The organism is Streptomyces sp. NPDC047853 (assembly GCF_043204535.1).
Taxonomy (GTDB): domain Bacteria; phylum Actinomycetota; class Actinomycetes; order Streptomycetales; family Streptomycetaceae; genus Streptomyces.
Map to the genome: position 1 here is coordinate 192,734 of NZ_JBIDCI010000011.1, position 22,992 is coordinate 215,725.

Genomic DNA, 22,992 nt, shown 5'->3' on the forward strand with positions numbered 1-22,992 from the left:
CCGGCCCGTGACCAGGAGAGTGCCATGACCGGCGTACTGACCGCAGACCGTCCGTCCCACCCCGCCGCGCCCCACCGCTACACCGTCACCCTCGCCCGCGACGAGGCGGACGTGCGGGCCGCGCAACGCCTGCGGCACGAGGTCTTCGCCGGCGAGATGGGCGCACTGCTCGCGAGCCCCCAGCCCGGCCACGACATCGATCCCTTCGACGCGTACTGCGACCACCTGCTGGTGCGCGAGGAGACGACCGGGCAGGTGGTGGGGACCTACCGGCTGCTGCCCCCGGAGCGCGCGGCGGTCGCCGGACGGCTGTACGCGGAGAGCGAGTTCGACCTCGCGGCCCTGGACGCGCTCCGTCCGGGGCTGGTCGAGGTCGGCCGCTCCTGCGTGCACCCCGACCACCGTGACGGGGCCGTCATCGGGCTGATCTGGGCCGGCATAGCGCGCTACATGACCGACCGGGGCCACGCGTGGCTGGCGGGCTGCTGCTCCCTCCCCCTCGCCGACGGCGGAGCCCTCGCCGCCGGCACCTGGAACTGGGTGCGGGCCAAGCACCTGGCGCCGGAGGAGTACCGGGTCCGGCCGCTCCTCCCGTGGGTCCCGCGCACCCCCGCGCCCGCCGGCCGCACCGAACTGCCGGCCCTGCTGCGCGGCTACCTCCGCCTCGGCGCCTGGGTCTGCGGGGAGCCCGCGCACGACCCGGACTTCGGCGTCGCCGACCTCTACGTGCTGCTGCCGATGAACCGGGTCGACCCCCGCTACCTGCGGCACTTCCTCTCGCTCGTTCCCGCCTGATGAGCGCCTGGCTGCCCGCCGCGCCCTGCACCCCCGCGGCGTGCGTGGAGCCGTCCCGGCCGACGACCGCCGCGGTGCGGGCCGTGCTGCGGCTCGCCGTGGTCGCCGTGCTGCTCCTCGCCGGGGTCGCGACCGTGCTCACGCCGCTCGGCAGGCTGGTGCCCGCAGCCGTGGTGCGGTGCTGGTGCCGGGGGATCGTCCGGGCCGCCGGCGTCCGGGTGCGGATCTCGGGCGCCGCCGTGCCCTCCGGCGGGCTGCTCCTCGTCGCCAACCACGTCTCCTGGCTCGACATCCCCCTGCTCGCGACCGTACGCCCGGCCAGGATGCTGGCCAAGAGCGAGATCCGGCGCTGGCCGGTGGCGGGCGCGGTCGCCGCCCGTGCGGGCGTGCTCTTCATCGAACGGGACCGGTTGCGGGCCCTGCCCGACACGGTCGGCGCGATCGCGCGGACCCTGCGCACGGGTGCGGCCGTCGCCGCCTTCCCCGAGGGCAGCACCTGGTGCGGACGCGCGCACGGCCGCTTCCGCCGGGCCGTCTTCCAGGCCGCCCTGGACGCCCGGGTCCCGGTCCAGCCGGTCCGTATCCGGTACCGGACCGGGGGGCGGACGGTGAGCACGGCGCCCGCGTTCGTCGGCGACGACACCCTGCTCGCCTCCCTGTGGCGGGTGGCGTCGGCGCGCGGGGCCATCACCGCCGAGGTGGAGGTCCGCCCCGTCCTGCCACCGGGCCGCCACCACGATCGCCGCGCCCTGGCCGACGCCGCCCAGCCGCCGTACGGCCGGCCGTCGACGGGCCGGCACGGTCACCCGCGGAAAGCACGTTCGAAAAGTATGCGCCCTTTGTTACCTGTGTACCGTTTTCGTAGGGCTGATCCGGACATCCGGAAGGCAGGCACTCCGGAAGGAGGGTGATGCCAGATGATCACCCGTGAAGAGATCGCCAACGTCCTGGACCACCCGGTCTACGACGGGGACGGCAACAAGATCGGCGAGGCCAAGCACGTCTTCTTCGACGACATGACCGGTCGCCCCGAGTGGGTGAGCGTCAAGACGGGCATGTTCGGCTCCAACGAGTCCTTCGTGCCCATCCGCGACGCCGCGCTGGTGCAGGACCACCTCGAGGTCCCGTACGCCAAGGACCAGGTCAAGGGCGCGCCCAATGTCGACGTCGACGCGGGCGGGCATCTGTCGGAGACCGAGGAGCACCGGCTCTACGACTACTACGGCATCAACTGGGACAGCGTCCTGTCCGAGGCCGAGCGCACCGACGACGGCCGCTGGGCCGCGGGCCCGGGCCAGAACGCGGACATGGGCACCGGCACCGGCACCGGCACGGACATGGGCACCGCCGGCACCCATCTCGGCACCGGCATGGGAGCGGGCGGCCTGGCGGGCACGGCGGGCGGCACGACCGAGTACGAGGAGGGCACCGACCGCACGGGCATGCGCGACGACGCGATGACCCGTTCCGAGGAGCGGATGCACGTCGGCGTCGAACGGCGCGAGTCCGGCCGCGCCAGGCTGCGCAAGTACGTGGTCACCGAGGAGGTCCAGCAGACCGTTCCGGTGAGCCACGAGGAAGTGCGGGTGGAGCGCGAGCCGATCACGGACGCCAACCGTGACGAGGCGCTCTCCGGGCCGGAGATCGGTGAGGCCGAGCACGAGGTCACGCTGCACGAGGAGCGGCCCGTGGTGGAGACCGAGACGGTGCCGGTGGAACGCGTCCGGATGACCACGGAGGAGCACGTCGAGGACCAGACGGTACGCGGGCAGGTCCGCAAGGAGCGGATCGAGGCCGAGACCGAGTCCTTCCCCGACGACGAGACCCGCCGGGGCCGCGAGTAACCGCCCCCACCACGCCGCGGGCGTGAGCGCCGGTGACCGGCTCTCACCGGCGCTCCCCGCCCCCCTCCAGGACCCGGGCCAGATACGGTGCCGTCGCACTGCCACCCGCCCGCGCCACCTCGGCCGGCCGTCCCGCGGCGACGATCCGGCCGCCCGCCTCACCGCCGCCCGGACCCAGGTCGATCACGTGGTCCGCGCCGGCCGCCACCGTCATGTCGTGTTCGACGACCACCACGGTGTGCCCGGCGTCCACGAGATCGTGCAACTGGCGCATCAGCACCTCGACGTCGGCCGGATGCAGACCGGTCGTCGGCTCGTCGAGGAGATACAGGGTGTGCCCGCGCCGACCCCGCTGCAACTCGCTCGCCAGCTTGATGCGCTGCGCCTCCCCGCCGGACAGCTCGGTGGCCGGCTGGCCCAGCCGCAGATAGCCCAGTCCCACGTCGAGCAGCGCGGCCAGGCTGCGTGCCACCGCCGGCGTGTCCGCGAAGAACTCCGCGGCGCCCTCCACCGTCAGGTCGAGCACCTCGGCGATGTTCCGCCCCCGGTACGCCACTTCGAGCGTCCCCGGGTTGTACCGTGCCCCGCCGCAGTCGGGGCACGGCGCGTACGTGCTGGGCAGGAACAGCAGCTCCACGCTGACGAAGCCCTCGCCCTGGCAGGTCTCGCAGCGCCCCTCGGGCACGTTGAAGGAGAACCGGCCCACCCCGTAGCCCCGCTCCCGCGCCTCGTCGGTGCCGGCGAAGACCTTGCGTACGACGTCGAACAGTCCCGTGTACGTGGCCAGGTTGGAGCGCGGGGTGCGGCCGATCGGGCGCTGGTCGACGGAGACCAGTCGGCCCACGCCGGGCAGTTCCTGCGAGATCTCGCCGATGAGCGTCGACTTGCCGGAGCCGGAGACGCCCGTGACCGCCGTCAGCGCGCCGAGCGGGAACCCGGCGGTCACCCCGCGCAGGTTGTGCCGGGTGACCGGCCCGACCGTCACCGTGCCCCGCGGGACCCGCGGCTCGCGGACGGGCGCGGGCGAGCGGCCGAAGAGATACCGGGCCGTGGCGGACTCCGCGGCGCCGGCCAGCCCGTCGACCGGACCGCTGTACAGCACCCGTCCGCCGTGTTCGCCCGCCCGCGGGCCGACGTCCACGATCCAGTCGGCACCCCGCATCACGGCCAGGTGGTGCTCCACCACGAAGACCGAGTTGCCCGCCGCCTTCAGCCGCTCCAGCACCGTCAGCAGCGCCTCCGTGTCCGCCGGGTGCAGTCCCGCGGACGGCTCGTCCAGCACGTACACCACCCCGAACAGCCCCGAGCGCAGCTGCGTCGCCAGCCGCAGGCGCTGCAGCTCGCCCGCCGACAGCGTGGGTGTGGGGCGGTCGAGGCTGAGATACCCGAGACCCAGCTCGACGACGGGCGCGATCCGCGCGGTGAGGTCCGCGGTGAGCACCTTCGCCGTCTCGCCGTCCGTCGGCAGCAGCCCGGCGAGGTCCTTGAGCGGCAGCGCGGCCAGCTCGGCGATGGAGCGCCCGGCGACCGTGACCGCGAGGGCCTCGGGCCGCAGCCTGCCGCCGCCGCAGAGGGGACAGGGCGCGCTGGTCAGGAAGCGCTCCGCCTTCGCCCGCAGGGTGGCGCTCCTGGAGTCGGAGAAGGTCTTCATCACGTACCGTCGGGCGCTCATGTACGTGCCCTGGTACGGCCGCTGGATACGGTTCGCGTCCCGAACGGGGTGCACGGTGACCACCGGCTGCTCGTCGGTGAACAGGATCCACTCGCGCTGGTCGGCGGGCAGCTCGCGCCACGGCCGGTCCACGTCGTGACCGAGCGCCTCCAGGACGTCCCGCAGGTTCTTGCCCTGCCAGGCGCCCGGCCACGCGGCGATCGCCCCCTCCCTGATCGACAGCGACGGGTCCGGGACCAGCAGCTCCTCGGTGGTCCGGTGCACCCGGCCGAGCCCGTGGCACTCCGGGCACGCCCCCGCCGCCGTATTGGGCGAGAAGGCGTCGGAGTCGAGCCGCGCGGCGCCGGGCGGGTGGTCGCCGGCACGGGAGAACAGCATCCGCAGGGAGTTGGACAGGTTGGTGACCGTGCCGACCGAGGAACGGGACGTCGGCGCCGCGCGGCGCTGCTCCAGCGACACGGCCGGCGGCAGCCCGGTGATCTCGCCGACCTTCGGGGCACCGACCTGCTGGATCAGCCGGCGGGCGTACGGCGCGACCGACTCGAAGTAGCGCCGCTGCGCCTCCGCGTAGACCGTCCCGAACGCCAGCGACGACTTCCCCGAGCCCGACACGCCGGTGAACACGGCCACCACGTCCCGGGGGACGTCCATGTCCACGCCCTTGAGGTTGTGCTCACGGGCGTCGCGGACCCGGACGTACGGGTCGTGGGGGCTGTGCATCGCGGGGAAACTCCGTACGGTCTACGGCCGAGGCCGCCGGGGTCCCGGTCGGGGCCGGCGGCGGCAGGTCACGGCGGGTGGTCGCGGCGGGTGGGACAAACCCCGCGATCCTACGCCGGTGCGGCGGCCGTTCCCGTGCCGGTGACGCGGGCGAGCCGCCGGTAGGAGTCCACCAGCGCCACCCGGTCGTACGTACTGGTGGTGACGAGGACCTCCTGCGCTCCCGTCTCCTCCACCAGCGCCTCCAGCTCCTCGGCGACCTGTTCCTCGGTGCCCGCGAGGTGGCCGCCCAGCCCGGCCTCGTACAGCTCCCGTTCCTTCGCGGTCATCGTCCGCGCCTCGACCTCCTCGGCCGGGGGCAGGGGAGGGAAGGTGCCGCGGGTGCGGGCGTGGGCCATCGACCAGGCCTCCGGCACCAGGAGCCGCCGAGCCGCTTCGGGCGTGGCGGCCACCGCGATCGTGCCGGAGACGACGACGTACGGCTCGGCGCTCCACTCGGAGGGGCGGAAACCGGCCCGGTAGCGGTCGATGCCGCGGCGCATCCTGTCGCGATCGCGCAGGTCCCCGATGACCATCGGCAGACCGGCCCGGGCCGCGACCGCCGCGCCCTCGCCCATGGCCAGCACGAAGGGCGGGACGGTCAGCCCCTCCGCGGGCCGGGCGTGCGCGCCGGTCGGTGAGGTGCCCCGGAACCAGCCCAGCAGCTCGGCCAGCTGGGCGCCGAAGTCCTCGGCGTCGTCCTTGTCCCGGCCCAGCGCCCTGCGTACCCCGTCGGTGAAGCCCACCGAGCGCCCCAGGCCCATGTCGATCCGGCCCGGGAAGAGCGACTCCAGCACGCCGAACTGCTCGGCGACGACCAGCGGCCGGTGGTTGGGCAGCATCACGCCGCCCGTGCCGACCCGGACCGTCCGGGTGGCACCGGCCACGGCGGCGGCCAGCACGGTCGGCGCGGAGCCGGCCACCCCCTGCACACCGTGGTGCTCCGACACCCAGAAGCGGTGGTAGCCGAGCCGCTCGACCTCCCGCGCCAGCTCCACGGTGTCGCGCAACGCCTCCTGGGCGGTGCGGCCCTCGCGGATGCGGGAGCGGTCCAGGACGGAGAATCGGGTGGTCGCGATCACTGAGCTCACACCGGGTTCAACGTCCGCGGGGCGCCAGGATTCCCGGCGCCGCGCTCTAGGGTGGAGCGGTGAGCGACACCAAGAGGCCTCCGGTGGCCGTGTTCGACCTGGACAACACCCTCGCCGACACCGCGCACCGGCAGCGGTTCCTGGAGCGCCGGCCGCGCGCCTGGGACGCCTTCTTCGCCGCCGCGCCGCACGACCCTCCGCTCGCGGAGGGCGTCGCGCTGGTGCGGGAGCACGCCGAGGAGTGCGAGATCGTCTACCTGACCGGGCGCCCCGAGCGCTGCCGGCGGGACACGCTCGACTGGCTGGCCGCGCACGGGCTGCCGACGGGGCCCCTGCACATGCGGGGCGACGCCGACCGCCGGCCCGCCCGGCGCACCAAGCTGGAGATTCTGCGGCGGCTCGCGCGAGGCCGCGAGGTCCGGGTCCTCGTGGACGACGACGAGCTGGTCTGCGACGACGCCGAGCGCGCCGGCTTCACCGTCGTCCGGGCACGCTGGGCGGCCCGGTCGGCCGAGCTGCGGGCGGCCCAGGAGCGCGAGGGCCGCACCTGACCGTCCGGACGGGCCGGGAGCGGGGCGCCTGCCGCGCCGTCAGTCGGACTCCTCCAGGCGGAAGCCGAGCTTCAGGCCGACCTGCCAGTGCGCCACGACCCCGTCCTCGATCTGGCCGCGCACCTGGGTCACCTCGAACCAGTCCAGGTTGCGCAGTGTCTGCGAGGCGCGGCTGACGCCGTTGCGAACGGCCTGGTCGACGCCGTCGGGCGAGGTGCCGACGATCTCGGTGACCCGGTAGGTGTGGTTCGACATGCGGGTGCTCCCTTCCGCGGGGCAGCGGTGTGCCGTGCGTCACTCCACCGTGCCCCAAGCGGCGACGGAGCGCGAGACGTCGGCGACCGGACCTCGCCGCCCCCTTGACCTCCGCATTGGTCCATACCAAAATCTCAGACACCCGTTCGAGCCTCGGGCTCGTGCCCCCACGTCGGGTCTCCCTTCGCGTGCGCAGGACCTTCCTGTCCGCTCCGCCCTGTCCGTCAGACAGAAGGACCCTTCGTGAGACGTCGCCTGCTCGCCCTCGTCTGTGTGTCCGCCTCCCTGCTCAGCGGCTGCGGCCTGGCGTCGCAGGACGGCGGCGGCGAGCGGCGCACCGTCACCGTGTGGCTGATGAAGGACAGCGCCTCGCAGGACTTCCTGCACCGGTTCACCGAGGAGTTCGAGCGGGAGCACACCGGCCTCGACCTCGACATCCGGATCCAGGAGTGGACCGGGATCGGCGACAAGGTGCAGACCGCCCTCGAAACCGACGGCACGGACGGGCCCGACGTCATCGAGGTCGGCAACACCCAGGTCCCGGAGTACGCGGAGGGCGGCCGGCTGCAGGACCTGACGCTGGAGTCGATGCGGGACTGGGGCATCCGGGACTGGCTGCCCGGCCTCGCCGAACCGGGGCAGTGGCTGTCCCAGCAGTTCGGCATCCCCTGGTACGCCGCCAACCGCGTGGTCATCTACCGCAAGGACCTGTTCGAGCAGGCCGGCATCACCGAGCCGCCCCGCACCCGCGAGGAATGGCTCACCGCGACCGAAGCGCTGGACTCGGTCGCCGACCAGGGCATCTACCTGGCCGGCCAGGACTGGTACACCCTGTCCGGGTTCATCTGGGACGAGGGCGGTGAGCTGGCCACGCAGAACGGCGGCGTCTGGACGGGCGCCCTGGACTCCGAGGCCGCCCTGCGCGGCATGGACTTCTACCGCGCGTTGCAGGCACTGGGCGACGGGCCCGTCGACGCCGACGAGGAACACCCCCCGCAGGCCGGCGTGTTCGCCGAGGGGCGGGTGGCGCAGATCGTCGCGGTGCCCGGGCTCGCCCGGTCCATCGTGCGCGAGAACCCCGACCTCGAGGACGAGCTGGGCTTCTTCCCGGTGCCGGGGAAGACCGCCGACAAGCCCGGTGCCGTCTTCACCGGCGGCTCCGACCTCGTCGTCCCCAAGAACACCGACCAGCGGGAGGGCGCGCTCGCCGTGGTGGAGGCGCTCGTGGGCACCAAGTGGAACACCGAGCTGGCCCGCACCATGAACTACGTGCCGAACAAGAAGTCCCTCGCCAAGGCCGTCGCGGGCGAGGAGGGGGTCGCCGCCATGGCGGCCGGTGCCGCGCAGGGGCGGGCGACCCCCGGCACGCCCCGGTGGGGCGCGGTCGAGGCGGACAACCCGATCAAGGACTACATGACGAAGGTGCTCACCGGGGCCGACGCGAAGTCGGAGGCCGGGCGGGCCTCCGACCGCATCACCGCACTGCTGGACCTCGACGCGGGCTGACGCCCGGCGCGCGGGCCCCCGGTGCGCGGGCCCCGGTGCTCAACGCACCGTGCTCAACGCACCGTGCTCAGGGACAGCGCGAAACGGCCCTCGCCGTCCGTCCACCAGTGGGTCAGCTCCAGGCCCGCCGCGGCCAGTTCGCCTCGTACGCCCTCCTGCCGGAACTTCGCGGACACCTCGGTACGCAGCTCCTCCCCGTCCGCGAAGTCCACGGCCAGGTCGAGCGCCTGGACCTTGACCGTCTGCGCGGCGCGCGAGCGCAACCGCATCTCGATCCACTCCCGTTCGGCGTTCCACAGCGCCACGTGCTCGAAGGCGTCGGGCGCGAAGTCCGCTGCCAGTTCCCGGTTGATCACGGACAGCACGTTCCTGTTGAAGGCGGCGGTCACCCCGGCCGCGTCGTCGTACGCCCGGACCAGCACCCGCTCGTCCTTGACGAGGTCGGTGCCCAGCAGCAGGGCGTCGCCGGGGGAGAGCAGGGTGCGGACGGCGGCCAGGAACGCGGCGCGCTCGTCGGGCAGCAGGTTGCCGAGCGTGCCTCCGAGGAACGCCACCAGCCGCGGACCCGGCGTCCCGGGCAGCGTCAGCCCTCCCGTGAAGTCGGCGATCAGCGCGTGCACCTGGAGGTCCGGCCGTTCGGCGACGAGCGCCTCCCCGGCCCGGGTCAGGGCGCTCCCGCTGACGTCGACCGGTACGTAGGCGCGCAGACCGGTCAGCGCGTCGAGCAGGAACCGGGTCTTCTCCGAGGAACCGGAGCCCAGTTCCACCAGGGTGCGGGCGCCGGTCGCCGCGGCGATCTCGCCGGCCCGGTCGACGAGGATCTCCCGCTCGGCCCGGGTCGGGTAGTACTCGGGCAGTGCGGTGATCTCCTCGAACAGCTCGCTGCCCCGCGCGTCGTAGAACCACTTGGGCGGAAGCCACTTGGGCGTGCTCGTCAGGCCCGCCAGGACGTCGGCGCGCAGGGCGGCGTCCGTGGCGTCCTCGGGCAGCGTGCGGGTGAGGCGGAACGGGCTCACGTGCGGGGCTCCTTCGGGGAGACGAAAGCGTCTGCGAGGGCGTCGCCGCCCGGGTCCTTGAGCGGAGTGAGCTGCACGTCCGTGCGGCTCGCCGAGAGCAGGGTGCGGTCGGGGACCTCCCGCCAGTGCGGGTCGTCGTCGTACGGCTCCGAGGCGACGACGGTGCCGCCGCCCGGGCGGGTCAGGTACCACAGGGTGTCGCCCCAGGTGGTGGCCGTGACGGTGTCCCCGCTGGTGAGCAGCAGGTTGAGCCGGGAGGCGGGGGCCGCCGCGGCGACCTCCAGCACCGTCTCGGCCAGTGCCCGGCCCGCGTCGTCCCCGGCGCGCAGCCGGGCCAGCACCAGGGCCCACACGAGCGCCGAGTCGTTGCGGGCCTCCAGGGCCAGCAGATCCTCCGGGGGCAGCGTCCCGGCCACCCGCGCCAGCGACCCGGGCCACTGGGCCACGGCTCCGTTGTGGCTGAACAACCAGGTCCCCGCGGCGAACGGCGCCGCCGCGGCCTCCGCGTCCGCCCCCGACAGCGTGGCGTCCCGCACGGCGGCGAGCAGCGCCCCGGTGCGCACCACCCGGGCCAGGTCGGCGAAGGACCGGTCCGCCCAGATGGGCCCGGCCCGGCGGTACCGCGCCGGCACCGGGTCGCCCTCGGCGTACCAGCCGACGCCGAACCCGTCGGCGTTGACCGTGCCGTACCGCTGGTGCCGAGGCGCCCAGGACTGGCGGTACAGGCCGTGCGGCGGCGTGACGAGCAGCCGGCCGAGCGGTTCCGCGGGGCCCGTGTAGGCCAGGTGACGGCACATCAGGAGGCCTCCGCGGAACGGGCGGTGCGGAAGCCGGAGAAGATCTGCCGCCGGATCGGATAGTCCCAGTTGCGGAACGTGCCCCGGCAGGCCACCGCGTCCACGGCGAACGAGCCGCCGCGCAGCACCTTGTACTCGGGCCCGAAGAACACCTCCGAGTACTCCTTGTACGGGAACGCCTCGAAACCCGGGTACGGGGCGAAGTCGCTCGAGGTCCACTCCCAGACGTCGCCGATCAACTGCCGTACGCCGAGCGGCGACTCGCCCGCCGGGTAGCTGCCGGCGGGCGCCGGGCGCAGGTGCCGCTGGCCGAGGTTGGCGTGCTCCGGGCCCGGGTCCGCGTCGCCCCACGGGTAGCGGGCCGTGCGGTCACCGGCCGGGTCGTGGCGGGCGGCCTTCTCCCACTCGGCCTCGGTGGGCAGCCGCCGCCCGGCCCAGCGGGCGTAGGCGTCCGCCTCGTACCAGCACACGTGCACCACCGGCTCGTCGGCCGGCACGGTCTCGGTGACGCCGAAGCGGCGCCGCAGCCACTGCCCGCCGTCGCGGCGCCAGAACAGCGGGGCCGTGATCGCGTGCCGGCGGACGTGGTCCCAGCCCGCCGGCGCCCACCAGCGCGGGTCCTCGTAGCCGCCGTCGTCGATGAACGCCTGGTAGGCGCCGTTGGTCACCGGCGTGGTGTCGAGGTGGAACGCCGCCACCTCGCGGCGGTGCGCGGGCCGTTCGTTGTCCAGCGCCCACGGCTCGGTCGACGTGCCCATCGTGAACGGGCCGCCCGGCACCAGGACCTCCGCCGGGCCGGTGAACAGCGGCACGGCCTCCGGGTCGGGGGCGGTCAGGGCCTGGGGGCCCCTGCGGAGCTGGTGGGTGATGAGCATGGTCTCGTCGTGCTGCTGCTCGTGCTGGGCGATCATCCCGAAGGCGAAGCCCGCCTCGGTCAGCCGCGTCCCGTGGAACGCGGCGCCCTCCAGCACGTCCAGCGCGCGGCCGCGGACGTCGGCCGCGTACCGGCGGGCTTCCGCGGGGGACAGCAGCGGCAGCCGGGTCCGCTCGGCACGAGGATGCTCGAAGGCGTCGTACAGGTCGTCTATCTCGGGTCGTATCGCCTCCTGCCCGGCGACGGCGCGCAGCAGCCACTGCTCCTCCTGGTTGCCGATGTGCGCCAGGTCCCACACCAGCGGGGACATCAGCGGCGACACCTGGGCGGTCAGGTCGGGGCCCTCCACACAGCTGGTCAGCAGGGTGGTGCGGTCGCGGGCGGTGACGAGCGTGGTCAGGGCCCGCTCGCGCAGGGTCTCGGCGTCGACGGGCCCGCCGGCGGCGGTGTCGGTGGCGGTCTCCATGGCGGGGTCGGTCATGGGCGGGTCTCCCTCCCGTGCGGGCCACGGCTCGCGCCGTCCGGCATCTCCAGCAGGTCGTCGGCGGGGCAGCGGCCCCTGCGCACGTAGCGCTCCTGGTACCCGGCGACGGCGTCCGTGACCTCGGCGCGGGCGCCGAGCCGGGGCAGGGCGGCGAGCGCCGCGCCGAAGCAGGTGACGGCCGCCTCGCGCAGCTCCGGATCGGTGAGGGCGTCGCGGGCCGCGTCCTCGTACAGCGGGTTGTGCGGGGCCGGCCGGCCCAGGGTGCGTTCGGCCAGGGGCTTCACGGCCCGGTAGGCGGTCTCGGTGGCCTCCGGGTCGTCGAACAGGGCCGCCGTCACGGCGAGCGGTACCTTCCAGCCGTCGTCCCCGGGCTGCGCGTCGATCATGCGCAGTTCCAGGTGGCCGCGCGGCCTGACCGGCGGGAACAGCGTGGTGAGGTGGTAGTCGAGATCCTCCAGGGTCGGCGGCCTGGGCCGCCCGTTCCTGAGCCACTGCCGGAAGGTCAGGCCGTCCGGCACGTCCCAGGGCCCGCCGTCCCCGCGTACGCACATCACCGGCGCGTCCAGGACGTGCCGGGTCCAGGTGCCGCGCGGGTCGGTGTCCAGCGCGGGGCCGCCCGCCCGACCGGTGCCGATCTGGGCCCACCGCAGCTGCCGGGTGGACCGCCAGCCGGTGGGGCGGCCGTCGGCCAGCGGGCTGTTGGCGAAGGCGGCCAGCAGGACCGCGCCGAGCAGGTGGGCCAGCCACCAGCGGCGCACATGGCCGAGCGGGCCGGGCTCCTCGTGTCCGGCGTCCAGACACACCTGCACGGAGGCGGAGGTGCACATCATGGAGCGGCCGGCCGGACCGTCGCGGTCGAGGCAGGCCTCCATGGCGTCGTAGCGCGGCTGCCGCAGGTAGCGGCGCGGCGCCTGCCAGGGGTCGTGGCCGAAGCCGACGAGGCCGAGACCGTCCTCGCGCAGGACGGCGCGGACGGCGGCGAGGTCGGCGGAGACGGTGTCGACGCACTCCGTCAGGGAGGCGGCGGGAAGCGAGCTCAGCTCCAGCTGGCCGCCGGGTTCCACGGTCAGCGCGGACCGCAGGGGCACGGCCCGCAGTGCGGCGTAGACCGCGTCGAGCCGTTCGGGTGAGACGGGGAGCCGCGGGGCGCGCAGCTCGTGGACGAGCCATTCCACCTCGACGCCGAGGCGCTTCGGCGGACCGGTCTTGAAGCAGATGCCGTGGACCAGCGCCTCGACCTCGGCTTCGGTGGCGGTGGTACGTGGCCGGGTACAGCCACTGGTGGTATCGGACATGTCGGGATCCTCCTGAGGTCCATCCATGCCACCGACCCGTGCGCGGTGGGCCGGGTCGGCACACTCGTCCCACCCAAGACCCTCGCGACGCTCCGCACAAGGGTGCATATCGGGGCTTTTCGGATCGACAAACTCCGTGACCCGTCCGTTTCCGGGGGATACCCCCGGCCTTACCCGGCCGGGAAACTCCGTTGCACCGCCTCCCCAGCATCACCCAGGATCTCCTCATGAGCACGACGGGGGAGACCGCGCGGCGCGCGGTCATGGCGTCCACGGGGGTGGCGCCATGAGCGCGCGCCTGCGGGGCATCGCACAGGAGACCGAGCAGATCGTGACGGCGGGCGCCTACCGCGCGTCCGACGGGCGCGAGGTGTCGATCGGGGCGGCGGTCGAGGCGGCCCGGGCCGGTACGCGGATGTACGGGCCGGAGCCCGTGGAGGTGCCCGCGCTCGCGTCGGTGCGGACGGTCTTCGAGGTCAGTGGCGAGAGCAGCCTGGAGGCCGCCCGCCGCCTCGGCGGCGAGGTCGCGGTCCTGAACTTCGCCTCCGTCCGGAACCCCGGCGGCGGCTACCTCAACGGCGCCCAGGCACAGGAGGAGGCGCTGTGCCGGTCCTCCGCGCTCCACACCTGCCTGCTGCGGGCCCGCGCGTTCTACGACCACCACCGCGCCCACCGCGACCCGTTCTACACGGACCGGGTCATCCACTCGCCCGCCGTCCCCGTCTTCCGCGACGACCGCGGCCGCCTGCTGGACGAGCCGTACACCGCCGGCTTCCTCACCTCTCCCGCGCCGAACGCGGGCGTGGTGCTGCGCACGGCCCCGGAGCGCGCCGCGGGACTGCCCGCCGCCCTGGCCGTGCGCGCCGAGCGGGTGCTGGAGACGGCGGCGGCCCACGGGTACCGGACGCTCGTGCTGGGCGCCTGGGGCTGCGGGGTGTTCCGCAACGACCCCGCTCAGGTCGCCGGCGCCTTCCGGGCGCTGCTCGGGCCCGGCGGACGTTTCTCGGGTGCCTTCGGGCGGGTCACGTTCGGCATCCTGGACCGCACGCCGGGCGGCACGGTCCGGGAAGCGTTCGCGCGCGCCTTCCCCGAGGGGCGGTAGGGCGGCTCCGGGGCGTCAGCTCCAGCCGTAGCGCTCCCGCAGCCGCTGCCGCACGAGGTTGAACCGCATCCGGTCCAGGGCGCAGGCCTCGCGGCGCATGCCGGCGTCGTGCAGCCGCAGCACCCGGTCCACGTCGACCCAGGAGTCCCGCCCCGACCGGTCCCACGGCCCGCTCCCGATCGGCACCCAGTCGCGGTCCCCGACGTGCCGTCTGCTGGAGAGCCGCACGGCCAGCAGGGTGCCGGCGGCCTCGCGGGCGACGACGAGCACCGGCCGGTCCTTGCCCCGCCCGTCGTTCTCCTCGTAGGGCACCCACGTCCAGACGATCTCGCCGGGATCGGGGTCGCCGTCGTGCGCGGGGGAGTACTCCGTCCGCACCCGGCCCACGTTCCGGGGGTCGGCCTCGGTGGTGGCGGAGGGGCCGTGACGGCCGGGGGCGGTGTCGTTGCTGAAGGCGCTCACGGCCGTACCGTACGGGACACGCACGGGCGGCCCGAGGGCCGGTCCGGGGCGGGGCGGGGCGGCGGCGCGGGCAGGCCGGCCGGGCCGATGCGCGCGCCGCATACGGGGTCGGGCCGAGCCGCGCGCCGTATGAGGGGTCGGGCCGATGCGCGCCCACCGCGGCCGGGTGGCAGGCTGATCACCGGACCCCGCGCCGCCCGGGGCTCCGGCCGGCCACCGCACGACCACAGAAAGCCGACGTCATGACCGACCAGCTCACCGTGAGCGTCCTGGGCACCGGCATCATGGGTGCCGCCATGGCCCGCAACCTCGTCCGTGCCGGACACGCCGTCCGGGTCTGGAACCGCAGCCGGGACAAGGCCGAGCCGCTGGCCGCCGACGGCGCGCACGTCGCCGACAGTCCACAGGAGGCGGTGCGCGGGGCCGACGCCGTGCTCACCATGCTGTTCGACGGTCCGGCAGCCCTCGACGTCATGCGGCAGGCCGCCCCGGGACTGCGGCCCGGCACCGCGTGGGTCCAGTCGACCACCGCGGGCGTCGACGCGGTCGCCGACCTGGCCGCCCTCGCCCACGAGCACGGCCTCGTCTTCTTCGACGCCCCCGTGCTGGGCACCCGGCAGCCCGCCGAGGCCGGCCGGCTGCTGGTGCTGGCCGCCGGACCGGCAGGCGCGCGCGACGCGGTGACCCCGGTCCTCGACGCCGTGGGCTCCCGCACCGTGTGGACCGGCGAGGACGGGGCGGCCGGCAGCGCCACCCGGCTGAAGCTGGTGGCCAACAGCTGGGTGCTGGCCGCCACCAACGCGGCCGGTGAGGCGCTCGCGCTCGCCAAGGCACTCGGCGTGGACCCGGACGGCTTCTTCGACGCCATCGCCGGCGGCCCGCTCGACATGGGCTACCTGCGGGCCAAGGCCGGCCTGATCCGCGACGGCGCCCTGACACCCGCCCAGTTCGCGGTCACCACCGCCGCGAAGGACGCCCGGCTCATCGTGGAGGCCGCCGAGGCGAACGGCGTCCGCCTGGACGTCGCCGCCGCCGGCGCGGAACGCCTGGCGCGGGCCGCGGCGCAGGGACACGGCGACGAGGACATGGCAGCGGCCTACTTCGCCAGTTTCGACGAGACGGCGCCCGAGACGGCGGAGCAGACGTCCGACTGAGCGCGCCCGGGGTACCGGGTGAGCGGAACGACCGGAACGCCGACGTAGCCTCGGCGCACATCGAGATCAGAGGAGCCCGCATGTCCAAGCCGCCCCTGCCGCCCGAAGCCGTCGAGCTGCTGCGCCGTCCCAACCCGTGTGTGATGGCCACCCTCCGCTCGGACGGGTCGCCCGTGTCCACGCCCACCTGGTACCTGTGGGAGGACGACGGCCGGGTCCTGGTCAACTTCGACGAGGGCCGGGTGCGGCTGAGGCACGTGCGCCGCGACCCGCGCGTCACCCTCACCGTCCTCGCGGGCGACGACTGGTACACGCACGTCACCCTGATCGGCCGGGTCACGGAGATCCGCGACGACGAGGGCCTGACCGGCATCGACCGCCTCTCCCGGCACTACACCGGCAACGCCTACCCGGACCGCGTCCGCGCCCGGGTCAACGCCTGGATCGAGGTCGAGCGCTGGCACGGCTGGGGCGCGATGAAGGACAGCGACCAGTCCGGCTGAGCCGCGTCCGACGGCGCCCGGAGGCCACGGGCGCCGCTCAGTCCCCGTGTCCGGTCGTGGCCACGGTGACGCCGAGACCGATCATCGCCAGGCCGCCCGCCCCGCCGACGGCGGACAGCCTGCGCGGTGACCGCGCGAACCAGTCGCGGGCGGTGGCCGCCAGCAGCCCCCACAGACTGTCGCAGGCCAGCGCGATGGCGTTGAAGACCAGACCGAGCAGCAGCATCTGCACGGCGGCCCCGCCCCGGTCCCGGTCGACGAACTGCGGCAGCACGGCGGCGAAGAAGACGATGGTCTTGGGATTGGTCACGCCGACGGCGAACCCCTCCCAGAAGGTGCGCCGCAGGCCCCCGTCGCCCGGCGCGTCTCCCGCGGACACGGCCAGGGGACGCCGGCGTGCGCGCCACGCCCGGACGCCCAGGTGCACCAGGTAGGCGGCGCCCGCCAGTTTGAGCACGGTGAAGACGACGGCCGACCGCTCGACGACCGCCCCGACCCCCAGGGCGACGGCTACGACGAGAACGTAGGCGCCCAGGGTGTTCCCGGCCACCGTGGTCAGCGCGGCGCGGCGTCCCCGCGCCAGCGCCCTGCCGACCACGAACAGCACGCTGGGACCCGGGACGACGATCAGGAGCAGCGACAGCGCCGCGAAGGCGAGCAGACGGTCGGGGGACACCATGGCTCCATGCAAGCACGGGGCGGGCACGGCGTTCCACGGGGTTTCACCGGCGGGTCCACCGCCGCGCTACCGCGCTGGACCGCGCGGCACCGGGGTCCTTGGCGGACGCGTGGTCGTGCCGGGGCAGCAGCAGCGGCGTCGCCAGCATGAGCACCCCCGCGACCGCGATCGCCGTGCGCGGCCCGGCGAGACCGGCCAGCAGACCCCACAGGGCGGTCAGGGCCGCGGTCGCCAGCTTGCCGCTGACCGTCCACGCGGACAGCGTGCGGGCGACCCGGTCCGAGGGGGTCAGTTCGAGCCGGCGCGTGGCGAGCACCGGGCCGTACACACCCATGCAGGTGATCAGGCCGAACTCGACGACCATCACCAGGACCAGTCCTCCGGTGCCGGGACCGACGAAGGCCAGCCAGACGGGCCAGCAGACCCGCAGCACCCCGCCGGTGACCAGCACCCGGTGCTCCCCGAAGCGGGCCACGAGCCGGCGGGCCAGACGCGACCCGAGCAGCCCGCCGACGCACGGCACCGCGAAGGCGAGGCCGTACTGCCAGGGCGCGAAACCCAGGTCGCCCAGCATGAGGACGGCGAGCGGCGGCGCGGTCGCCATGATCAGACCGTTGACCAGCAGTGAGTTGAGGAAGAGCGGACGCAGGCCGGGGGCGGCGAGGACGTACCGCCACCCCTCCAGCAGGTCACCGGCGCGCAGCCGCGGTGCGCCGTCGGCACGCCGGGGGCGCGGCTCCCCGCCGCCGATGGCCCGGATGCCCAGGGCCGACAGCAGATGGCTGACCGCGTCGACCGCCACCGTCACCACCGGCCCGGCCAGCTGGACCATCACCCCGCCGACCGGCGGTCCGAGCATCGTCGCGGTCCAGGTCGTCGCCTCGAGACGGCCGTTCGCGGCCAGGAGGTCCTCCCGGGGCACCAGCGCCTTGAGGCAGGAACCGGCGGCGGCCCGGAAGGTGATGTCCGCCGCGGCCACGACGACCGACACCACCAGCAGGTGGGCGAAGCCGAGCCGGCCGAACGCGTACGCGACGGGAACACTCAGCAGCACCGCGCAGCGCACCAGATCCGTCGCGATCATGACGGGCCGTTTGCGCCGGAACTCCACCCACGGCCCCAGCGGCACCGCCACCAGCGCGCCCACCGCGAGACCGGCCGCCGCCAGCGCCGCCACTCGCGCGGGACCGGCGTCCAGCACCATGACCGCGATCAGCGGGAAGGCGTCGAAGGCGAGCCGGGTGCCGAACGTGCTGACGGTGTACGCGCCCCACAGCCATCCGAACCGCCGCCCCAGCGACCCGCTCCCCGACCCACCCGATGCCGACACGCCCGCCATCCAAGCGAGCGAGGGCCCCCGCGATCAAACAACCGACGGGCGACGGAGCACAACCGCCGGTTGTACACGGGGGCCGCCGCCACGGCGCCCGGTGGCCGTCGCGCGGTGGTGTCACCGGTCACCCGTCGGCCGCCCGGGGACGGTGTCCGTCCGCCGCCCGCCCGGACTACCGCGTCAGCAGCTCCCGCAGCGCCCCGGTGACCTCGCCGGGCGCCTCCTCCGCCATGAAGTGCCCGCAGCCGACGGTCTCGTGCCGCAGGTCGGGGGCCCAGGCCCGCCACAGCGCGGCGGCGTCGTAGCCGAGGGCGGCACCCCAGTCCTGCTGGAGGACGGTGACCGGCATGCGCAGCCGGTTGCCGTCCTCGCGGTCCGCCCGGTCGTGGACGACGTCGATGCCGGCCGAGGCCCGGTAGTCCGCCACGATGGACGGCACCGCCTCGCGGGACGCCTTCAGGTAGGCGGCGCGGACGTCGGCGGGCAGAGCGTCCGGGTCCCGGGTCCAGCCGTCGAGGAAGTGGCCGAAGAACGCGTCCGGTGCGGCGCCGATCAGCTGCTCGGGCAGCCCGGGCGGCTGTGCCATCAGGAACAGGTGGAAGCCCACGGCCGCGGAGGTGCCGCGCAGGACGTCCCACATGTCGAGGGTCGGCAGCACGTCCAGCGCCGCCAGGTGGGTCACCGCGTCCGGGTGGTCGAGGCCGGCCCGCACCGCCACGAGCGCGCCCCGGTCGTGCCCGGCCAGCGCGAACCGCTCGTGTCCGAGCGCCCGGGCGAGGGCGACGACGTCGGCGGCCATGGTCCGCTTGGCGTAGGCGGTGCCGTCGGGGTCGGCGGGCTTGTCGCTGTCGCCGTAGCCGCGCAGGTCGGGGCAGATGACCGTGTGGTCGGCCGCGAGGTCGGCGGCCACGTGCCGCCACATCAGATGCGTCTGCGGGAAGCCGTGCAGCAGCACGACCGGGCTGCCGGAGCCGCCGACGGCCACCTTCAGGGTGACGCCGTCGGCGACCGCGACGCGGTCGTGGGTGAAGTCGGGGATGGTCGGTGCCATGGCAGGGCCGGGCCTCTCTGTTCCACGCCGGGGCGGGTCCGCGGCGTGCCGGTGACGTCCTCGACCCTGCCGGGCGCGAATCAGCAACGGATCAGCACGCGTACCGTGGAGGCCCGGCGGGTGGTGGCGGAGCGGAACGGACGGAACATGGAAGCGGTCACCTTCACCGTGCTCGGACCGGTCACGGCCGCACGTGCCGGTGACGCGCTCGCCCTCCGGGGCCCCCGGCACCGTGCCGTGCTGGCCCGCCTGCTCGTCGCCCGGCGGCGGACGGTCCCGCTCGACCGCCTGGTGGCGGACCTGTGGGACGAACCGCCGCCTCGGGCCGTCGGCTCCGTGCGCACCTTCGTCGGGGATCTGCGCCGCGCCCTGGAACCCGGCCGTCCACCGCGCGCCCCGGCCCGGCTGCTCGTCACCGAGGGCCCCGGGTACACGCTGCGCGCGGCGCCGCACGCGGTGGACGCGTGGCGCTTCGAGGAGGCCGTCGCGGAGGCGGACCGAACGCCCGCCGCTCGCGCCCCGGACCTGCTGCGGGCGGCGCTGGGGGAGTGGCAGGGCCCCGCCTACGCCGAGTTCGGCGGGGCGGAGTGGACCCGCGGCGAGCGCCTGCGCCTCACCGAGCTGCGGCTGCGCGCCGTCGAACGCCGGGCGGAGCTGCTGGTGGGCCTGGGACGGGCCGCCGAGGCGGTCCCCGACCTGGAGGCCCACCTGGCCGAACACCCCTGGCGCGAGGAGGCCTGGCGGCTGCTGGCCCTCGCCCTCTACCGGACCGGGCGCCAGGGGGACGCCCTCGCGGTGCTGCGCCGGGCCCGCGACCTGCTGGCCGGGCACCTGGGCGTCGACCCCGGTCCCCGGCTCCGCCGCCTGGAGGCCGGCATCCTCGCCCAGGACCCCGGCCTCGACCCGCCCGGCGAACCGGCGGAGGCCGCGGCCCGCCTGTGGGCCCGCGCGACCGAGGCGTACGACCACACGGTCGCCGCCGGTGCCCGCGCCCGTCTGGAGTCCACCGTCGGCCTGCTGCGCCACCTCGCCGTGACCGGGGGCGGCGGTCTGGAAGCGGCCCGCGAGCACCGGCCGGCCGCGGTCGCCGCCGCGGAGGAGACCGGCGACGCGGAACTGACCGCCCGGGTGATCGGCGCCTACGACGTGCCCGCCAACTGGACCCGCAGCGACGACCCGGAAGCGGCGCGGCGGATCGTCGCGGCCGCCGAACGCACCCTCGCCGCCCTGCCGGACGACACCAGCGCCGACGCGGCGCGCTGCCGGCTGCTCGCCACCGTCGCCCTGGAGTCCCGGGGCGTCCGCTCCCCGCGCGGCCCCCGGGCGGCGGACGAGGCCGAGCGGATCGCCCGCCGCCTGGACGACCCCGCGCTGCTCGCCTTCGCCCTCAACGGGGTCTTCATGCAGTCCTGCACCACCGCCGGACAGGCCCCGCGCCGGGACGCGATCGGCGCCGAACTCGTCGCGCTCGCCGCCCGGCACGGTCTGGTCAACCATGAGGTGCTCGGTCGGCTGATCCGGCTCCAGGCCCGTTCCGCCCTCGCCGACTTCGCCGCCGCCGACGAGCACGCCGCCGCCGCGGACCACCTGGCCGACCGGCATGAACGGCCGCTCGTGAGTGTCTTCACCGAGTGGTACCGGGCCCTGCGCCGGGCGGCCACCGGCAGCCCGTACGACAGCGCGGTGGCCGCCTACCGGTCGGCCGCCGCACGGCTCGACGGCGCCGGGATGCCGGGCCTGACCCGCGGGCTGGAGCCCCTCGCGCTGCTCGGCCTGCGACTGGCCCACGGCAGGCCGGCGGAGGTGGACCCGCACGCGGACTGGGGACCGTACCGGCCCTGGGCGGCACCGTTCGCCCTGCTGGACGAGGGGCGTGACGCCGAGGCCCGGGCCGCCCTGGACGCCCTCGCGGAACCGCCCCCCGACCTCCTCTACGAGGCGCTGTGCTGCGCCGAGGCCGCGCTCGCCCTCCGGCTCGGCGCCCGCCCGGCCCTGGAGCGGACGTACCGGCGGCTGCTGCCCGCCTCCGGTCAACTCGCCGGGGCGGGCAGCGGGGCGGTCATCTTCGGACCGGTCGACGGATGGCTCGCCGAGCTCCGTCGGGCACTCGGTGCCTGAGCCGCGCCGGTCGCCGCGCACACCGTCCGCCGGTGCGCGAAGCCCCCGGCCCGGCGGTTGCCGAGGCACCGGTCGGGTACCCGGGCGCGCATGAAGTGGCAGCAGGTGCAGGAGGGCCCGTCGGCGGTGTACGTGGTGGTGCTCGACCCCGGCGAGGACGCCGTCGCCCAGCTCACCGCCTTCGCCCGTGACCGGAGGCTCGGGGCGTCCCAGGTGACCGCCGTGGGCGCCTTCTCGGAGGCGGTGGTCGGCTGGTTCGACCGGGGGGCCAAGGACTACCGGCGCATCCCCGTCGAGGAGCAGTGCGAGGTGCTGTCGCTGCTCGGCGACATCGCCGTCGCGGACGACGGGCCGACCCCGCACCTGCACGCCGTACTGGGCCTCTCCGACGGTTCCACCCGCGGCGGCCACCTGCTGTCCGGCCGGGTCTGGCCGACGCTGGAGGTCGTCGTGCGGGACAGCCCCGCCGAGCTGGCCAAGAGGCACCGCCCCGACATCGGCCTGGCCCTGATCGACCTGGGCTGAACCGGCCGGGGCGCGGACCGCCGGCCCGCACGGCGTCCGCGCCGGCCCACCCGGGCGACGCGGTACGAGGGGACGGAGGAACGAGATGACTCCCCAGGCACGAACCCCCGACACCGGCACGCGGGACCGCCGCGCCGCCACCCGCACCGCGCGGCTGCGCAGCCGGATCCCCGAACCCGACGAGGAACCCGACCTGCTCGGCCAGTACCTGGCCCAGATCGGCGCCACCGCGCTGCTCACCGCCGAGGACGAGGTGACCCTGGCCCGCCGCATCGAGGCCGGGGTGCGGGCCCGGGAGGAACTGGAGGTGGCCGACACCGGCGAACCCGCCCCGACGCCCGCTCGCCGCCGCGCGCTGCAGGAGACCGTCCACGACGGTCAGGAGGCCAAGGACCACATGGTGCGGGCCAACCTGCGGCTGGTGGTCTCGATGGCCAAACGGCACGCCCACCGCGGACTGCCGCTGCTCGACGTCATCCAGGAGGGCAACCTCGGCCTCATCCGGGCCGTGGAGAAGTTCGACCACACCAAGGGCTTCAAGTTCTCCACGTACGCGACCTGGTGGATCCGGCAGGCCATCGAGCGGGGCCTGGCGACCCACGCGCGTACCGTGCGGCTGCCGGTGCACGTCGTCGAGCAGTTGCAGAAGCTCGCCAAGGTCGAGCGCAAGCTCCGCGGGCACCTGGACCGCGAGCCGACCGCGGACGAGGTGGCCGCCGAGAGCGGCATCGACGGCGACAAGGTGGTATGGCTCCGCCGGGTGGGCCGGGACGCGGTCAGTCTGGACACCCCCGTCGACGAGGCCGGGGACACCGTCGTCGGCGACCTCATCCCGGACACGGAGGTGCTCCAGGCCCCCGAGGTCGCCGAGTTCCAGGCGCTGGCGGCGGAGCTGCGGGAGGCCGTCGGCACCCTCGCCCCCCGCGAGGCCATGATCCTCAGCCTGCGCTACGGCCTGCACGACGGCCGCCCCCGCACCCTGCACCAGGTCGCCCAGCACGTGGGACTGACCCGGGAACGCGTCCGGCAGCTGGAGAAGGCCTCGCTCGACCACCTGCGCGCCCCCGAGACCCGCGACCGGCTGCTGGACTGGGCCAGCTGATCCGGCGAACACGGGGCCGCGCCG

The 22,992-nt window shown here is 75.1% G+C and carries 22 protein-coding genes; 11 read left to right on the top strand and 11 right to left on the bottom strand.

Translation table 11 applies throughout. The features are described 5' to 3' along the window. Positions 1 to 24 precede the first annotated feature (24 nt). The 3 genes from ACGF5T_RS21825 to ACGF5T_RS21835 are packed head-to-tail and all read left to right on the top strand — an operon-like array spanning position 25 to position 2,639. Complete coding sequence (locus tag ACGF5T_RS21825) at positions 25 to 795, top strand: GNAT family N-acyltransferase (RefSeq protein ID WP_366766952.1); 771 nt, start codon at positions 25 to 27, stop codon at positions 793 to 795. Continuing rightward, positions 795 to 1,706: a lysophospholipid acyltransferase family protein gene (locus ACGF5T_RS21830; protein ID WP_361015824.1), complete on the top strand. Its 912-nt coding sequence runs from the start codon at positions 795 to 797 to the stop codon at positions 1,704 to 1,706. Before ACGF5T_RS21825 ends, ACGF5T_RS21830 begins: the two co-directional genes overlap by 1 nt. Before the next feature lie 6 nt (positions 1,707 to 1,712). Continuing rightward, a complete protein-coding gene (locus tag ACGF5T_RS21835) occupies positions 1,713 to 2,639 on the top strand; it encodes a PRC and DUF2382 domain-containing protein (protein WP_366766951.1) in 927 nt (308 codons plus the stop codon). 43 nt (positions 2,640 to 2,682) lie between these two features. Here the strand turns inward: ACGF5T_RS21835 and ACGF5T_RS21840 are convergent, their stop codons facing one another. Beyond that, entirely contained in the window at positions 2,683 to 5,031 is a 2,349-nt protein-coding gene (locus ACGF5T_RS21840) for an excinuclease ABC subunit UvrA (protein ID WP_366766950.1), read from the bottom strand. Positions 5,032 to 5,141: 110 nt separating this feature from the next. Then, positions 5,142 to 6,161, bottom strand: coding sequence for an LLM class flavin-dependent oxidoreductase (locus ACGF5T_RS21845; RefSeq protein WP_366766949.1), 1,020 nt, complete (start codon positions 6,159 to 6,161; stop codon positions 5,142 to 5,144). 59 nt (positions 6,162 to 6,220) lie between these two features. Here ACGF5T_RS21845 and ACGF5T_RS21850 point away from each other — a divergent pair, with 59 nt between their 5' ends. After that, positions 6,221 to 6,712 (top strand): HAD family acid phosphatase, encoded by a 492-nt coding sequence (locus ACGF5T_RS21850; RefSeq protein ID WP_356605291.1) that lies wholly within the window; start codon positions 6,221 to 6,223, stop codon positions 6,710 to 6,712. Positions 6,713 to 6,751: 39 nt separating this feature from the next. Here ACGF5T_RS21850 and ACGF5T_RS21855 read toward each other — a convergent pair whose 3' ends face one another. Next, positions 6,752 to 6,967, bottom strand: coding sequence for a dodecin (locus ACGF5T_RS21855; protein ID WP_356605289.1), 216 nt, complete (start codon positions 6,965 to 6,967; stop codon positions 6,752 to 6,754). Between the two features lie 243 nt (positions 6,968 to 7,210). Here ACGF5T_RS21855 and ACGF5T_RS21860 point away from each other — a divergent pair, with 243 nt between their 5' ends. Beyond that, positions 7,211 to 8,473 (top strand): extracellular solute-binding protein, encoded by a 1,263-nt coding sequence (locus ACGF5T_RS21860; protein ID WP_366766948.1) that lies wholly within the window; start codon positions 7,211 to 7,213, stop codon positions 8,471 to 8,473. A gap of 53 nt (positions 8,474 to 8,526) precedes the next feature. Here ACGF5T_RS21860 and egtD read toward each other — a convergent pair whose 3' ends face one another. Genes egtD through egtA form a run of 4 tightly spaced genes read right to left on the bottom strand, consistent with a single transcriptional unit; the run spans position 8,527 to position 12,939 of the window. Continuing rightward, positions 8,527 to 9,489, bottom strand: a complete 963-nt coding sequence (gene egtD / locus ACGF5T_RS21865; protein WP_356605285.1) for an L-histidine N(alpha)-methyltransferase — start codon at positions 9,487 to 9,489, stop codon at positions 8,527 to 8,529. After that, complete coding sequence (gene egtC, locus ACGF5T_RS21870) at positions 9,486 to 10,286, bottom strand: ergothioneine biosynthesis protein EgtC (RefSeq protein ID WP_361015813.1); 801 nt, start codon at positions 10,284 to 10,286, stop codon at positions 9,486 to 9,488. Before egtC ends, egtD begins: the two co-directional genes overlap by 4 nt. After that, complete coding sequence (gene egtB, locus ACGF5T_RS21875) at positions 10,286 to 11,641, bottom strand: ergothioneine biosynthesis protein EgtB (protein WP_366766947.1); 1,356 nt, start codon at positions 11,639 to 11,641, stop codon at positions 10,286 to 10,288. Before egtB ends, egtC begins: the two co-directional genes overlap by 1 nt. After that, positions 11,638 to 12,939 carry an ergothioneine biosynthesis glutamate--cysteine ligase EgtA gene (gene egtA, locus ACGF5T_RS21880; RefSeq protein ID WP_366766946.1) on the bottom strand — a complete coding sequence of 434 codons (1,302 nt, stop codon included), beginning with the start codon at positions 12,937 to 12,939 and terminating at the stop codon, positions 11,638 to 11,640. Before egtA ends, egtB begins: the two co-directional genes overlap by 4 nt. A 286-nt stretch (positions 12,940 to 13,225) precedes the next feature. Between egtA and ACGF5T_RS21885 the strand changes: the two genes are divergently transcribed. Then, positions 13,226 to 14,041, top strand: a complete 816-nt coding sequence (locus ACGF5T_RS21885) for a TIGR02452 family protein (RefSeq protein WP_366766945.1) — start codon at positions 13,226 to 13,228, stop codon at positions 14,039 to 14,041. Positions 14,042 to 14,056: 15 nt separating this feature from the next. Here ACGF5T_RS21885 and ACGF5T_RS21890 read toward each other — a convergent pair whose 3' ends face one another. Then, positions 14,057 to 14,503 carry a type II toxin-antitoxin system PemK/MazF family toxin gene (locus ACGF5T_RS21890; protein ID WP_356605275.1) on the bottom strand — a complete coding sequence of 149 codons (447 nt, stop codon included), beginning with the start codon at positions 14,501 to 14,503 and terminating at the stop codon, positions 14,057 to 14,059. A gap of 242 nt (positions 14,504 to 14,745) precedes the next feature. Between ACGF5T_RS21890 and ACGF5T_RS21895 the strand changes: the two genes are divergently transcribed. Both ACGF5T_RS21895 and ACGF5T_RS21900 read left to right on the top strand, forming a co-directional pair. Continuing rightward, on the top strand, positions 14,746 to 15,657 hold the full coding sequence (locus ACGF5T_RS21895) for an NAD(P)-dependent oxidoreductase (RefSeq protein ID WP_366766944.1): 912 nt from the start codon (positions 14,746 to 14,748) through the stop codon (positions 15,655 to 15,657). Positions 15,658 to 15,737: 80 nt separating this feature from the next. Continuing rightward, positions 15,738 to 16,160 carry a PPOX class F420-dependent oxidoreductase gene (locus ACGF5T_RS21900; protein WP_356605271.1) on the top strand — a complete coding sequence of 141 codons (423 nt, stop codon included), beginning with the start codon at positions 15,738 to 15,740 and terminating at the stop codon, positions 16,158 to 16,160. A gap of 37 nt (positions 16,161 to 16,197) precedes the next feature. On the opposite strand, the gene ACGF5T_RS21905 is transcribed toward ACGF5T_RS21900, so the two are convergent. The 3 genes from ACGF5T_RS21905 to ACGF5T_RS21915 form a co-directional block, all read right to left on the bottom strand. After that, on the bottom strand, positions 16,198 to 16,839 hold the full coding sequence (locus ACGF5T_RS21905) for a LysE family translocator (protein ID WP_356605269.1): 642 nt from the start codon (positions 16,837 to 16,839) through the stop codon (positions 16,198 to 16,200). Positions 16,840 to 16,882: 43 nt separating this feature from the next. Further along, positions 16,883 to 18,178: an MFS transporter gene (locus ACGF5T_RS21910; protein ID WP_366766943.1), complete on the bottom strand. Its 1,296-nt coding sequence runs from the start codon at positions 18,176 to 18,178 to the stop codon at positions 16,883 to 16,885. Between the two features lie 166 nt (positions 18,179 to 18,344). Then, the gene (locus tag ACGF5T_RS21915; RefSeq protein ID WP_356605265.1) at positions 18,345 to 19,223 is read right to left on the bottom strand and encodes an alpha/beta hydrolase; all 879 of its coding nucleotides are present in this window, start codon (positions 19,221 to 19,223) and stop codon (positions 18,345 to 18,347) included. 147 nt (positions 19,224 to 19,370) lie between these two features. Here ACGF5T_RS21915 and ACGF5T_RS21920 point away from each other — a divergent pair, with 147 nt between their 5' ends. From ACGF5T_RS21920 to ACGF5T_RS21930, 3 genes are all read left to right on the top strand, one after another. Beyond that, a complete protein-coding gene (locus ACGF5T_RS21920; RefSeq protein WP_366766942.1) occupies positions 19,371 to 21,341 on the top strand; it encodes a BTAD domain-containing putative transcriptional regulator in 1,971 nt (656 codons plus the stop codon). 90 nt (positions 21,342 to 21,431) lie between these two features. Beyond that, the gene (locus ACGF5T_RS21925; RefSeq protein WP_361015796.1) at positions 21,432 to 21,866 is read left to right on the top strand and encodes a PPC domain-containing DNA-binding protein; all 435 of its coding nucleotides are present in this window, start codon (positions 21,432 to 21,434) and stop codon (positions 21,864 to 21,866) included. An 85-nt stretch (positions 21,867 to 21,951) separates the two neighbouring features. Then, on the top strand, positions 21,952 to 22,968 hold the full coding sequence (locus tag ACGF5T_RS21930; RefSeq protein ID WP_356605259.1) for a sigma-70 family RNA polymerase sigma factor: 1,017 nt from the start codon (positions 21,952 to 21,954) through the stop codon (positions 22,966 to 22,968). Positions 22,969 to 22,992: the final 24 nt, after the last annotated feature.